At 59.6% G+C, this 12,787-nt stretch carries 12 protein-coding genes; 8 read left to right on the forward strand and 4 right to left on the reverse strand.

Annotation, left to right across the window (positions count from 1 at the left end; all coding sequences use genetic code 11):
• The first annotated feature begins 308 nt into the window (after positions 1-308).
• Together QMK55_RS20770 and QMK55_RS20775 are read left to right on the forward strand one after the other, a co-directional pair.
• Positions 309-1,643, forward strand: coding sequence for a dicarboxylate/amino acid:cation symporter (locus QMK55_RS20770; RefSeq protein WP_102354189.1), 1,335 nt, complete (start codon positions 309-311; stop codon positions 1,641-1,643).
• Positions 1,644-1,787: 144 nt separating this feature from the next.
• A complete protein-coding gene (locus QMK55_RS20775) occupies positions 1,788-2,969 on the forward strand; it encodes a CaiB/BaiF CoA-transferase family protein (RefSeq protein WP_320329881.1) in 1,182 nt (393 codons plus the stop codon).
• A gap of 108 nt (positions 2,970-3,077) precedes the next feature.
• On the opposite strand, the gene QMK55_RS20780 is transcribed toward QMK55_RS20775, so the two are convergent.
• Positions 3,078-3,572, reverse strand: a complete 495-nt coding sequence (locus tag QMK55_RS20780) for a SprT family zinc-dependent metalloprotease (protein ID WP_025112945.1) — start codon at positions 3,570-3,572, stop codon at positions 3,078-3,080.
• Positions 3,573-3,720: 148 nt separating this feature from the next.
• The gene (locus QMK55_RS20785; protein ID WP_053122787.1) at positions 3,721-4,323 is read right to left on the reverse strand and encodes a Yip1 family protein; all 603 of its coding nucleotides are present in this window, start codon (positions 4,321-4,323) and stop codon (positions 3,721-3,723) included.
• Between the two features lie 470 nt (positions 4,324-4,793).
• Here QMK55_RS20785 and ttcA point away from each other — a divergent pair, with 470 nt between their 5' ends.
• The 5 genes from ttcA to QMK55_RS20810 all read left to right on the forward strand — a co-directional run bounded on the left by ttcA (position 4,794) and on the right by QMK55_RS20810 (position 8,795).
• Complete coding sequence (gene ttcA / locus QMK55_RS20790) at positions 4,794-5,618, forward strand: tRNA 2-thiocytidine(32) synthetase TtcA (RefSeq protein WP_102354187.1); 825 nt, start codon at positions 4,794-4,796, stop codon at positions 5,616-5,618.
• 160 nt (positions 5,619-5,778) lie between these two features.
• Positions 5,779-6,453 carry a DNA-3-methyladenine glycosylase I gene (locus QMK55_RS20795; protein WP_102354186.1) on the forward strand — a complete coding sequence of 225 codons (675 nt, stop codon included), beginning with the start codon at positions 5,779-5,781 and terminating at the stop codon, positions 6,451-6,453.
• Between the two features lie 270 nt (positions 6,454-6,723).
• Positions 6,724-7,845: a beta-ketoacyl-ACP synthase III gene (locus tag QMK55_RS20800; protein ID WP_102354185.1), complete on the forward strand. Its 1,122-nt coding sequence runs from the start codon at positions 6,724-6,726 to the stop codon at positions 7,843-7,845.
• A 105-nt stretch (positions 7,846-7,950) separates the two neighbouring features.
• The gene (locus tag QMK55_RS20805) at positions 7,951-8,565 is read left to right on the forward strand and encodes an RNA polymerase sigma factor (protein WP_025110617.1); all 615 of its coding nucleotides are present in this window, start codon (positions 7,951-7,953) and stop codon (positions 8,563-8,565) included.
• Positions 8,559-8,795 (forward strand): anti-sigma factor family protein, encoded by a 237-nt coding sequence (locus QMK55_RS20810; protein ID WP_102354184.1) that lies wholly within the window; start codon positions 8,559-8,561, stop codon positions 8,793-8,795. The genes QMK55_RS20805 and QMK55_RS20810 overlap by 7 nt, the downstream gene beginning before the upstream one ends.
• Positions 8,796-8,992: 197 nt before the next feature.
• On the opposite strand, the gene QMK55_RS20815 is transcribed toward QMK55_RS20810, so the two are convergent.
• Positions 8,993-10,324 (reverse strand): putative porin, encoded by a 1,332-nt coding sequence (locus QMK55_RS20815; protein ID WP_102354183.1) that lies wholly within the window; start codon positions 10,322-10,324, stop codon positions 8,993-8,995.
• A gap of 279 nt (positions 10,325-10,603) precedes the next feature.
• Between QMK55_RS20815 and QMK55_RS20820 the strand changes: the two genes are divergently transcribed.
• A complete protein-coding gene (locus tag QMK55_RS20820) occupies positions 10,604-11,728 on the forward strand; it encodes a GNAT family N-acetyltransferase (RefSeq protein ID WP_320329882.1) in 1,125 nt (374 codons plus the stop codon).
• Between the two features lie 113 nt (positions 11,729-11,841).
• Here the strand turns inward: QMK55_RS20820 and aqpZ are convergent, their stop codons facing one another.
• Positions 11,842-12,537: an aquaporin Z gene (gene aqpZ / locus QMK55_RS20825; protein WP_320329883.1), complete on the reverse strand. Its 696-nt coding sequence runs from the start codon at positions 12,535-12,537 to the stop codon at positions 11,842-11,844.
• Positions 12,538-12,787 lie beyond the last annotated feature (250 nt).

Genomic DNA, 12,787 nt, shown 5'->3' on the forward strand with positions numbered 1-12,787 from the left:
CGTCATCGCCAACAAGGCGGATTTCCGCCAAATTGTAGGACGAGATCCGCCGAGTTGGCGGAAAACCGCCACACTTGAGTAACCGAACAGTGACACAGAAAAGCCTGTAAGTCCTGATATCAAAAGGCTTGCAGGGAATTGCACCAAAGTGGCACGAGGTTTGCGATAAGAGCGACAGAAGTGTGCGTCTATCCCGTGGGAAAAACGCTGCTCGACACAACAAATCCCTCCAGTGCAGGAGGGTTCGCAATTCAGGTTCTGCGTTCAACAGATGGATGTTGCCCGTGGGACGCTTGAGGAAGCTTGCAATGACGACTCGTCAGCCACTGTACAAATCCCTGTATTTCCAGGTAATCGTCGCGATCATCATCGGTATTGCCCTTGGTCACTACTACCCGCAATTCGGTGTGGCGGTTAAGCCACTGGGTGACGGGTTCATCAAACTGATCAAGATGATCATCGCCCCGATCATCTTCTGCACCGTGGTCAGCGGTATCGCTGGCATGCAAAGCATGAAATCGGTCGGCAAGACTGGCGGTTACGCGCTGCTGTACTTCGAAATCGTATCGACCATCGCGTTGCTGGTGGGTCTGGTCGTGGTCAACATTGTGCAGCCGGGCAACGGCATGCACATCGATGTCGCCACCCTCGACGCTTCGAAAGTCGCCACTTACGTGGCCCAAGGTGCTGACCAGAGTGTTGTCGGCTTCCTGCTCAACGTGATCCCGACCACCATCGTCGGCGCGTTCGCCACGGGTGACATCCTGCAAGTGCTGATGTTCTCGGTGATCTTCGGTTTCGCCCTGCATCGCCTGGGTGACTACGGCCGTCCGATCCTCGACTTCATCGATCGCTTCGCCCACGTGATGTTCAACATCATCAACATGATCATGAAGCTCGCGCCAATCGGTGCCTTCGGTGCGATGGCGTTCACCATCGGTGCCTACGGTGTCGGCTCGCTGGTGCAACTGGGTCAACTGATGGCCTGCTTCTACATCACTTGCTTGCTGTTCGTCCTGATCGTGCTGGGTGCTATTGCCCGCATGCACGGCTTCAGCGTGCTGAAGATGATCCGCTACATTCGTGAAGAACTGCTGATCGTACTGGGTACTTCCTCGTCGGAATCGGTACTGCCACGCATGCTGATCAAGATGGAGCGTCTGGGCGCGAAGAAATCGGTAGTGGGTCTGGTGATCCCGACTGGTTACTCGTTCAACCTCGACGGTACTGCGATCTACCTGACCATGGCTGCGGTGTTCATTGCGCAGGCCACCGACACCCACATGGACATCACTCACCAGATCACTCTGCTGGTGGTGTTGTTGCTGTCCTCCAAAGGCGCAGCCGGTGTGACCGGTTCGGGCTTCATCGTGCTGGCGGCTACTCTGTCGGCGGTAGGTCACCTGCCGGTGGCCGGTCTGGCGCTGATCCTGGGTATCGACCGTTTCATGTCCGAAGCCCGCGCCCTGACCAACCTGGTCGGTAACGCCGTAGCGACCATCGTGGTTGCCAAGTGGGTCAAAGAGCTGGACACCGACGTCCTGCAATCCGAGCTGGCCTCGGGCGGTCGCGGTATCGCGGATACCCGTCCTGAAGATGACCTGGGTGTGGCTGAAGGCCCAACCCCGAGCAATGTGAAATAAGCATCGCTTGAATAAAAAACCTGCTTCGGCAGGTTTTTTATTGTCTGCGATTTGAGCATTACGGTCACTGCCGCTGACGCATCCGGTGATTGCCGTACGCTGCATCGCTGCCTAGGCTGGGTGCATCGCCCAAGGAGATCGCCCATGTCCGCGCCGTTGGCTTCGCTGAAGATTCTGGATTTCTCGACCCTGCTGCCAGGGCCGTTCGCCTCACTGTTGTTGGCGGACATGGGCGCCGAGGTGCTGCGTATCGAATCGCCGACGCGCATGGACCTGTTGCGGGTGCTGCCGCCGCATGATCAGGGGATGTCGGCCAGTCATGCTTACCTGAACCGCAACAAGCGCAGCCTCGCGCTGGATCTCAAACAGCCTGAAGCACTGGAAGTGCTCAGGCCGTTACTGACCGAATACGACATCGTTCTGGAGCAGTTCCGTCCCGGTGTGATGGAGCGACTGGGCCTGGGGTATGAGGCGCTGAAGGCGATCAACCCGAAGCTGATTTACGTGTCGATCACCGGGTACGGCCAGACCGGGCCGTACAAGGATCGCGCCGGGCATGACATCAACTACCTCGCACTGGCCGGGCTTGCCGGTTACACCGGCCGTGCCGACAGCGGCCCGCTGCCGCTGGGCATGCAGGTGGCGGATGTGGCGGGCGGCTCGCTGCACGGGGTCATCGGCTTGCTGGCGGCGGTGATTGCCCGTCAGCAGAGCGGGCAGGGCACCCACTTGGATGTGAGCATGACCGATTGTGTTTTCAGCCTGAACGCCATGGCCGGTGCCGGGTATCTGGCCTGTGGTGAGGAGCCGCACTGGGAGGACCAGATGCTCAATGGCGGCAGCTTCTATGACTACTACCGCTCTCGCGACGGGCGCTGGCTGTCGGTGGGTAGTCTGGAGCCTGGGTTCATGCAGCAACTGTGCACGGCGTTGGGCCGGCCGGAGTTGGCGGCGCAGGGCTTGTCGTCGAAACCCGAGCAGCAAAGGTTATTGAAGGACGCGCTGAAAGTTGAATTCGAGAAACACGACTTTGCCGAGCTGTGTGAATTGTTCGCCGGGGTCGATGCCTGTGTCGAACCGGTATTGAACCTGAGCGAGGCGGTGCAGCATCCACAGTTGCAGGCGCGGGAACTGGTGACACAGGTGCCGCGTGGGGATGGTTCCAGTCAGGCGCAGATCGCCTGTCCGTTGAAATTTTCCGAGGCGCTGCCGGCGCCACGGCATGTTGGCGCGGCGTTGGGGCAGCATACGGAGCAGGTGTTGGGGGAGTTGGGCTTTGGATCTGAGCGAATTGCTCAATTGCGTGCGGCCAAGGTCATTCTCTAGCGCCTGTGCCGGCCCTTTCGCGAGCAAGCCCGCTCCCACTTTGGAATGCGTGCCCCTGTGGGAGCGGGCTTGCTCGCGAAGGCGTCGGCAGCGACAACACAAAACTGCCTATTCCACCCGCATCTCACCACTGAAAACCAAGGTATTGCGGCATCTGCGGCACAAATACCGCCGCCCCTGCCTTACCAGGCTATGGCGCTGCGCCGAAAACGGAAAATCACTGTCGGCGCACGGGCATTTGTAGATGTAGCGCGTCACGCTGCGGCGTTTGATTGCATAGGTGTGGCAGCGATCCGGCGGCAATTCGTAGACCCCGCGCATGATCAGTTGCCACTCCTCGCCGTGCGGCTGGATGCGGTCGCCGAACAATTGATGGGCGATCAGGTGCGCGACTTCGTGGGCCACGGTCTGTTTGAGGAAATGTTCGGTGTTTTCCCGGTACAGCTGCGGGTTGAAGCGCAGCAGGTTCTCGTGCAGATGCGCGACACCGGCTTTTTGCCCGCGCAGCTTGAGGCTGACGACGGGGCGTTGGAAATGACGTTTGAAAAAGGATTCTGCGAGTTGGTAACAGTCTTCGACGCGGGTATTGAGTTGCTCGGGCATGCTTGATGGATCTCCAGAGGCGTCGAGTATGCCGCAACCTCCCGGACTTGCGAATCGCTGACCTGCCGAATGGTCATCCGCCAAACGAGAAGGCCGCCTTGCGGCGGCCTGTATTGGCAGATCTTGTTTTTCTCGGGGGTGAAGCATGTCAGTTGGTATACACCGGCCCCACGCCGAGGCCCCAGACAATCACGGTGAACGCCATGATGGCCACCAGCACCACCAGACCCACCGCCAGCACTGAGCTGGAGAACAGAAAACCTTCGTCCGATGGAATGTTCATGAACGTCGGTAGCCCGACGTATAGCAGATAGACCGTGTAGCAGATGGCCGCCGTGCCGACGATCATCCCCAGCCACATGTGCGGGTACAGCGCCGCCAACCCGCCAACGAACAGTGGCGTCGCGGTATAGGTGGCGAACGCCACGCAACGGGCCAGGCTCGGGTTGGCGTCATAGGTGCGGGCCATCCAGTGCACGAAAGCGCCCATGACCGCGACCCCGCCAAGCATCGCCAGGTACGACATGACGGTCATCCAGATGGCGCTTTCCACGGTGAGCATCACCGGGGCGCGGTTGCCGATCACCCAGCCGACCTGAGTGGTGCCGATAAACGCCGAAATGGCCGGAATCGCCGCCAGGATCAGCGTGTGCGTCAGGTACATGTGGCTGATGCTTTCCTCTTGGTCGCCACGGATTTCCTTCCATTCCTGATCGGGGTGGGTAAAAAGTCCCACTACGTGATGGATCATGCCAGTCACTCCTCTTGTTATTGCCATCGCCCCCCAACGGAGCGCCTACGGGCCAAGGTGGCCGAGCAAATACAGGTCTTCAGATGTATGCGACCTTATGTCGCAGTATAGAAAGGACTTAACCGCACAGGGACTAGGGACTTAGAGCAAATCGCGCTGTAAACCCGGGGCTTAATTGCCTTGGGGTCTTGGCGTCCACTCAAGTTGATATTTGAAATACCCTGTGGTGAGGGGATTTGGCGAAACGTCGCACCGCCCCGACCGGCTGCGTAGCAGTCGCCAAGCCATTCACCGCGCCGTCTCAGGCAAAAAGAGTTCTCAGGTTCTGGGGCTGCTGCGCAACCCATCGGGGATGAATCCCCTCGCCACAGGGAATGAGTGAAGCAGGGGGCAGACCCATGGCCCTTCGCGCATTCGGGGTTTTTTGCGTAAAATGCCGGCCTTTCGTCACACCTCACGGATTTCGCGTCATGGGCACTCTTACGGTCAACCAGAACAAACTGCAAAAGCGCCTGCGCCGCCTGGCCGGCGAAGCGGTCGCCGACTTCAACATGATTGAAGATGGCGACAAGGTCATGGTCTGCCTGTCCGGGGGCAAGGACAGCTACACCATGCTCGACGTGTTGCTGCACCTGCAGAAGGTTGCCCCGATCAAGTTCGAGATCGTCGCCGTGAACATGGACCAGAAGCAGCCGGGCTTCCCCGAGCACGTGCTGCCGGCCTACCTGAAAGAGCTGGGCGTGGAGTACCACATCGTCGAGAAAGACACCTACTCGGTGGTCAAGGAACTGATCCCGGAAGGCAAGACCACCTGTTCGCTGTGCTCGCGCCTGCGTCGCGGCACGCTGTACACGTTTGCTGATGAAATCGGCGCGACGAAAATGGCCCTCGGTCACCATCGCGACGACATCGTCGAGACGTTCTTCCTCAATATGTTCTTCAACGGCTCGCTCAAGGCGATGCCGCCGAAACTGCGCGCCGATGACGGCCGCAATGTGGTGATCCGCCCGCTGGCGTACTGCAACGAGAAGGACATTCAGGCCTACTCGGATTTCAAGGAATTCCCGATCATCCCGTGCAACCTCTGCGGTTCGCAGGAAAACCTGCAGCGTCAGGTGGTCAAGGAAATGCTCCAGGACTGGGATCGCAAGACCCCGGGCCGAACCGAAAGCATCTTTCGCAGTCTGCAGAACGTGATTCCGTCGCAACTGGCCGACCGCAACCTGTTCGACTTCACCAACCTGAAGATCGACGAGACGGCGGCTTCGCGCTTCGTTAACGTCGTAAACCTGTAAACCCGACCTGTAGGCGTGAGCCCTGTGGTGAGGGGATTTATCCCCGATGGGGCGCGAAGCTCCCCCAGAAAAGCCTGAGGCTGCCATGCAGCCCAATCGGGGATCAATCCCCTCGCCACAGGGCCCGCTCGTACTTTCGTTTCATTCAATAGGAGAGGGCATGCGCGATTACAAGTGGCTGCACGAATATTGTCTGAACCGCTTCGGTTCGGCGGCTGAACTGGAAGCCCATCTGCCCGTCCCCAAGACCCCGGCGCAATTGCGCAAGATCAGCGACGACCGTTATCTCTCGACCATGGCCCTGCGCGTGTTCCGCGCCGGGCTCAAGCACAGTCTGGTGGACGCCAAGTGGCCGGCCTTCGAAGAGGTGTTCTTCAAGTTCGACCCGGAAAAAGTCGTGCTGATGAGCGCCGAGCACCTCGAACGCCTGATGCAGGATGCGCGAATCATCCGCCATTTGGGCAAGCTCAAAAGCGTGCCGCGCAATGCGCAGTTCATCCTCGACGTGGAAAAAGAGAAGGGTAGTTTTGGCGCGTTGATCGCCGACTGGCCGGTGACTGATATCGTCGGTCTGTGGACCTACCTGAAAAAGCACGGGCATCAGTTGGGCGGGTTGTCGGCGCCACGCTTCCTGCGCATGGTCGGCAAGGATACGTTCGTGCCGAGTTATGACGTGGTCGCGGCGCTGAATGCGCAGAAGATTGTCGACAAGGCACCGACCAGCCTGCGCGATCTGGCGATTGTGCAGAATGCGTTCAACCAGTGGCATGAACAGAGTGGCGGGCGGCCGATGAGCCAGATTTCGATGATGTTGGCTTACACCGTCAACCATTAAAACCGAGTCGCGCCCAATCGCTGGCGAGCCAACCAGATAATTGTGGTTCAGCGCAGATCCTGTGGGAGCAGGTTTGAGACAGGCGCCAAAAGTCCCCGTTTATGGCAAACTTCGCGACCATAAATGCCGTTTTCGCGACCCAGAGCCTTAAGTGTGGTCACGAACGGGAATAAGAGATGCCAGGTCAGCGTCCCTGCACGGGAATAGACCCATTGTGTGTTGGTACGTCGGTGCCAGCGCTTTCTGCCTGAACAGATCAGAGAAACGACCATGCATAACGTCGTCATCAGCGGCACCGGCCTGTACACCCCGGCCAACAGCATTTCCAACGAAGAGCTGGTGCAGTCTTTCAATAGCTACGTCGCGCAGTTCAACGCCGACAACGCCGAAGCCATCGCCAGTGGTGAAATCCAGGCGCTGACCGAATCCAGCGCCGCGTTCATCGAGAAAGCCTCGGGCATCAAGAGCCGCTTTGTCATGGACAAGGACGGCATTCTCGACCCGCAACGCATGGCCCCGCGTCTGCCGGAGCGCTCCAACGACGAATGGTCGGTACTCTGCCAGATGGCCATTGGCGCCGCCGAACAGGCTTTGCAGCGCGCAGGCAAGACGGCCGCCGACATCGACGGCGTGATCGTTGCCTGCTCCAACCTGCAGCGCGCCTATCCGGCCATCGCCATTGAAGTCCAGGAAGCACTGGGCATTCAGGGTTTCGGTTTCGACATGAACGTGGCCTGCTCCTCGGCGACCTTCGGCATTCAGGCCGCGGCCAACAGCGTGCAACTGGGCCAGGCCCGGGCGATCCTGATGGTCAACCCGGAAGTCTGCACCGGTCACCTGAACTTCCGTGACCGCGACAGCCACTTCATCTTCGGTGACGCGGCAACGGCGGTGATCATCGAGCGCGCCGACCTCGCGACGTCCAAGTACCAGTTCGACGTGGTCAGCACCAAACTGCTGACCAAGTTCTCCAACAACATTCGCAACAACTTCGGCTTCCTCAACCGTGCCGCAGAAGAGGGCGTCGGTGCCCGCGACAAACTGTTCGTGCAGGAAGGCCGCAAGGTGTTCAAGGACGTCTGCCCGATGGTCGCCGAGCTGATCGGTGAGCACCTTGAAGAAAACAAACTCAACGTCGGCGACGTCAAGCGTTTCTGGCTGCACCAGGCCAACCTGAGCATGAACCACCTGATCGTGCGCAAGCTGCTGGGCCGCGAAGCGACTGAAGAAGAAGCGCCGGTGATTCTCGACACCTACGCCAACACCAGCTCTGCAGGTTCGGTGATTGCTTTCCACAAGAATCAGGATGACCTGGCCGCCGGTTCGGTGGCCGTGCTGAGCTCGTTCGGCGCCGGCTACTCGATCGGCAGCGTGATTCTGCGCAAGCGCTGAGTGCGCCTGAAAAGATCGCAGCCTGCGGCAGCTCCTACACTGATCTCTGTAGAGCTGCCGCAGGCTGCGATCTTTTGCTTTCGACCATCTGAAAACGAGGCGTGCATGGCCGCAACGGACGACACCCAACTGCTCGAACGGCTGTTGGCCGGTGAGCAAAAAGCTTTCAAGGAACTGGTCAGCACCTACCAGAGCGCCATGCGCGCCGTGGCGTATGCCATCGTCGGCCAGCGCCATGTCGAAGAAGTGGTGCAGGACGCCTGGCTGTCAGTGGTACGCCATATCGGCGGCTTCGAGGGCCGTTCCAGCCTCAAGACCTGGCTGCTGACCATCACCGCCAACTCGGCCAAGAGCCGCTACAAACAGAACCGCCGCGAAGTGTTGATGGATGACCTGCCATCGCCGCACGGCACCATCGATGACGATCGCTTTTCCCCCGGTGACGGCCATTGGCTGGTGGCGCCGTTTGCCTGGCACCAGGACACGCCGGAAGCCTTGCTGACCGAAAGCGAGTTGCGCGACTGCCTGGAACACACCTTGCTCAGCCTGTCGGAACTGCAAAGCAGCGTCTTGCTGCTGCGCGAGCGTCAGGGGCTGGAGCTGGAAGAGATCTGTAATCTTCTGGAGATCTCGCTCTCCAATGTCCGTGTGCTGCTGCATCGTGCGCGGCTGAAAGTCTTCGCCACGGTGGAGCATTTTGAGGAGACCGGCGAATGCTGACCTGTAAAGAGCAAGTGGCGCGCTCAAGCGATTATCTCGATGGCCAGTTGAGCTTTCGCGAGAAACTGATGGTGCGTCATCACCTGATGTTCTGCCCCAACTGTCGGCGTTTCATTCGTCAGATGCGTTTGATGCAGGCCACGCTGAAGGCGATGCCGCAGAAACCCGAAGAGGGCGTGGATGCGCTGGCCGAACGCCTGGCCGAGCAACGGCGCAACGACCGTTCCTGAGAAATGATGTGTGGCGAGGGAGCTTGCTCCCGCTGGGGCACGAAGCGACCCCCGCTTTACTTAGAAGCAGAGGACGGCTTTGCACTCCAGCGGGAGCAAGCTCCCTCGCCACGTTTTCACTGAATAGCCCGACGCAGGGCGAAACGAACGGAGGATGGGGATCGTTCCATCCACGCCAGGCTATAGGGTGAGGCTTTTTAGAACTTCGCTTCCGCATCCAGTTGCAGGGTGTTGATGTCGGAGTCGGTCTTCTTCAGGCTGGCATTGGTGTAGTCCGAGTTCGCCATGAAGTAGGTGGCGCCCAGCGTGAAGTTCTTGTCCAGCTCGTAGCTGACTTTCAGCTTGCTGCCGCGCGAACCGGTGTAGCCGTTGGCGAAGTCGGAGTCGGTGAAGGCACCGACCACCGCGTTACGCTGCACGTCGCGGTAGTTGTAGTCGATCCCGAAGCCATAAACCTTGGTCTTGACGCCGGCCAGCCAGCCGGTGTCCTGGTCGTTGCTGGCGTCTTTGTTGTTGACGTACTGACCGTAGATCGACAGGGGTACTGGCAGGTTGGCGACGTCCAGCTGACCAAAGCCTTCATACAGTTTGAAGGTTTCGTTCGGGCTGTTGCCGTTGACGGCCAAGGCGCATGGCGCAGTCACGGTGCCGGTGGTCGGGCAGGCGCTGTCCTTGTCGTTGTCGTAGGAATAGAGGCTGCCGCCCAGGGTCAGTTTCAGGCTGTCGGTCAGGGCGAAGCGACCGCCCAACTGGCCGGCGTACAGACGCAGGTCGTGCTTGAACTGCACGCCTTCGCCGTCGACGTTGTCCTTGAGGGTGTAGTGACCGGCGCTGCCGAACAGCTCGGTGCTGCCGCTCAGCGGGTACTTGTAGGTGACGGCCAGACCTTCCGGGTTGATGTCGCTGTCCCAGATGATGTCGCCCATGCTGACCCACGGCTGGTTCATTTTACCGGCGATCAGGTGCAGGTTCTTGATCGCGTCAGGGTGATAGTCGACGTAACCCTGGTCGAGCCAGATCTGCTTCTTGTCGAAGTAGTTGTTCAGGTCCTGGTTGGTGGAGCGGGCGTCGTCGCTGCTGCCGGTGGCGATACGGATACCGGTGTCCACCTGCGGGTTGATTTCGGTGTAGGCACCCAGACGGGCACGAATGCGCTGACGGTCCTGGTCCTTGCTGTTCGGCACGCCATCGTTCTTGACGGTCTCCTGACGGAAACGCACGTCACCCTTGAACTGGGTCTTGGCAGCCCAGGCGAGTTTCTGGTCGAAGGAACTCAGCTCATTGGTTTTCTTCGCGGTTGCCGCGATTTGCTCGTTGGTCTCTTGCTGCGCCTGCTGCGCGATTTGCTGAGCCTTCTGATCCTTGGCCAGTTCAGTTTGCAGTTCAACGTACTGCGCCTGGGAAATGGAACCGTTAGCCTTGAGCATGTCGAGCAGTTTGGCGTCGACTGCAGCACTGGCCGGAACGCTCATGGCCAGCAACAGGCCACCGCACAGGGCCGCCGCAGTTTTCGTGGAAGCAAGACGCATAGCAATCTCCGAAGATGAGAGGGGATGGCTGAACCATCCAGGGCACACCGACGCGCACGTCGGAAAACAGTGTCCGGGTAGAACCCGGCGCTCTAAAAACAGGAGCGAGTATCGCGATGGTTTATGACAGAGCAGTGGCTAAATGATGTCATGTCGATGACGAGGCAAAGCCTGCGTGAACTATTGAGCTAGAGCGCTGTCGCCCGATTGAGCGTGTGCAATGGGTGCCGATCGGCGATACTCGCCGGGCTTTGACGCCAAGATGTGGAGAGCCAGTTGATGCCGTTGCAACGTCTGCAAAACCTGTCAGAAATCGCCCCGACGACATGGGATGCGCTGGTGCCCGAGAACCAGCCGTTTCTGCGCCATGCGTTCCTCAGCGCACTGGAAGACAGCGGCAGCGTCGGCCCCCATACCGGCTGGCAACCCGAGCATCTGCTGCACGTTGAAGACGATCGGCTGATCGCGGCGCTGCCCAGTTATCGCAAGTGGCATTCCTACGGCGAGTACGTGTTCGATCACGGCTGGGCCGATGCCTGTGCCCGCGCCGGCATCGATTACTATCCCAAGCTGCTGACGGCGGTGCCGTTCAGTCCGGTCAGCGGGCCACGCTTGCTGGCCGCCCGGGTCGAGGACGGTTTCGAGCTGCTCAAGAGCCTACCGGGTTATCTGGAAATCGAAGGGCTTTCCAGCGCGCACATCAACTTCACCGACCCGTTCACCGATGCCGCGATGGCCGAGCAGCCGGGCTGGCTACAGCGCGTTGGTTGTCAGTATCACTGGCAGAATCGCGGTTACCGGGACTTCCAGGATTTTCTCGACGTGCTCAGTTCGCGCAAGCGTAAGCAGATGCGTAAAGAACGCGAGCAAGTGGCGGGGCAGGGCTTCGAGTTCGAATGGCTGCAGGGGCGCGAGCTGGACCAGGCGCAGTGGGATTTCGTCTATGCCTGTTACGCCAACACCTACGCGGTGCGTCGGCAGACGCCGTACCTTACGCGCGAGTTTTTCAGCTTGCTGGCGGAGCGGATGCCGGAGTCGATTCGCGTGGTCTTCGCCAGGCAGGGTTCACGACCGGTGGCGATGGCCTTCAGTCTGGTCGGCGGCGACAGTTTCTACGGACGTTATTGGGGATGTCTGGCCGAGTTTGACCGGCTGCACTTCGAGACGTGTTTCTATCAGGGCATGGACTATGCGATTGCCCAAGGGTATCAGCGCTTTGATGCGGGTGCTCAGGGCGAGCACAAACTGATTCGGGGTTTTGAACCGGTGATCACCCATTCGTGGCACTACCTGCGTCATCCGGGATTGAAGGCTGCGGTCAAAGACTTCCTGCAACAAGAACACGCCGGCGTATTGGCCTACGCCGAGGAAGCCAGAACAGCCTTGCCCTACCGGCAAACATAGATCCCCTGTAGGAGTGAGCCTGCTCGCGATAGCGGCCTGTCTGCCAGTGATGAGCTAACCGACAGACCGCTATCGCGAGCAGGCTCACTCCTACAAGGGGAGTTGTGGCGTCTTCAAGATTCGTCTTTACCCAGCCAGCGATAAATCGTCCCGCCCACCACCGCGCCCAGCAGTGGCGCTACCCAGAACATCCACAACTGCGCGATCGCCCAGCCGCCGACCATCAGCGCCGGGCCGGTGCTGCGCGCCGGGTTGACCGAGGTGTTGGTGACCGGAATCGAGATCAGGTGAATCAGTGTCAGGCCCAGGCCAATGGCAATCGGTGCGAGTCCCGCCGGGGCACGCTTGTCGGTGGCGCCGAGGATGATGATCACGAACATCCCGGTCATCACCAGTTCGGTGACAAAACCTGCGGCCATCGAGTATTTGCCCGGAGAGTGTTCGCCGTAACCGTTGGACGCAAGGCCCGCAGCGATGTCGAAGCCCTCCTTGCCGCTGGCAATGTGAGCGATCAGCGCCGCCGCGAGAATCGCACCGAGCACTTGCGCGATGATGTAGGCGGGCAACTCTTTGGCCGGGAACCGACCGCCGACGACCAGACCCACCGAAACGGCCGGGTTCAGATGACAGCCGCTGATGTGGCCAATGGCGAACGCCATGGTCAGCACCGTCAGGCCAAACGCCAGGGCCACCCCCAGCACCCCGATGCCCAGAGGCGAAGACGCGGCGATCACCGCACTGCCACAACCACCCAAAACCAACCAGAACGTACCCAACAACTCAGTGACTGAACGTTTGAGCAGAGACATGAGAGTGTCCTTGATAGGCGTGCTATCGAGACTGTATCGATTTGTGCTTCCTTGCCAATTTACGACAGGTTCCCTGCTGGAGCCTTGGCTGAGTACAGCAGGCTTTGGACAGATTTCCAGCAGGCGCAAAAAAACCGCCGTGGCCCGTGGGTGGCGGGCTGTGGCGGTTTTATTCGGTCAGGATTGCAAAAATCCTTGTAGGAGTGAGCCTGCTCGCGATAGCGGTATATCAGACAACCTGAATGGAGCT

It is taken from the genome of Pseudomonas sp. P8_229 (assembly GCF_034008635.1).
GTDB lineage: Bacteria > Pseudomonadota > Gammaproteobacteria > Pseudomonadales > Pseudomonadaceae > Aquipseudomonas.

Excerpts from the sequence above, each read along its gene's own strand:
- QMK55_RS20770 (WP_102354189.1), top strand. The coding sequence starts at position 309 with ATGACGACTCGTCAGCCACTGTACAAATCCCTGTATTTCCAGGTAATC.
- QMK55_RS20775 (WP_320329881.1), top strand. The coding sequence starts at position 1,788 with ATGTCCGCGCCGTTGGCTTCGCTGAAGATTCTGGATTTCTCGACCCTG.
- QMK55_RS20780 (WP_025112945.1), bottom strand. The coding sequence starts at position 3,572 with ATGCCCGAGCAACTCAATACCCGCGTCGAAGACTGTTACCAACTCGCA.
- QMK55_RS20785 (WP_053122787.1), bottom strand. The coding sequence starts at position 4,323 with ATGATCCATCACGTAGTGGGACTTTTTACCCACCCCGATCAGGAATGG.
- ttcA (WP_102354187.1), top strand. The coding sequence starts at position 4,794 with ATGGGCACTCTTACGGTCAACCAGAACAAACTGCAAAAGCGCCTGCGC.
- QMK55_RS20795 (WP_102354186.1), top strand. The coding sequence starts at position 5,779 with ATGCGCGATTACAAGTGGCTGCACGAATATTGTCTGAACCGCTTCGGT.
- QMK55_RS20800 (WP_102354185.1), top strand. The coding sequence starts at position 6,724 with ATGCATAACGTCGTCATCAGCGGCACCGGCCTGTACACCCCGGCCAAC.
- QMK55_RS20805 (WP_025110617.1), top strand. The coding sequence starts at position 7,951 with ATGGCCGCAACGGACGACACCCAACTGCTCGAACGGCTGTTGGCCGGT.
- QMK55_RS20810 (WP_102354184.1), top strand. The coding sequence starts at position 8,559 with ATGCTGACCTGTAAAGAGCAAGTGGCGCGCTCAAGCGATTATCTCGAT.
- QMK55_RS20815 (WP_102354183.1), bottom strand. The coding sequence starts at position 10,324 with ATGCGTCTTGCTTCCACGAAAACTGCGGCGGCCCTGTGCGGTGGCCTG.
- QMK55_RS20820 (WP_320329882.1), top strand. The coding sequence starts at position 10,604 with ATGCCGTTGCAACGTCTGCAAAACCTGTCAGAAATCGCCCCGACGACA.
- aqpZ (WP_320329883.1), bottom strand. The coding sequence starts at position 12,537 with ATGTCTCTGCTCAAACGTTCAGTCACTGAGTTGTTGGGTACGTTCTGG.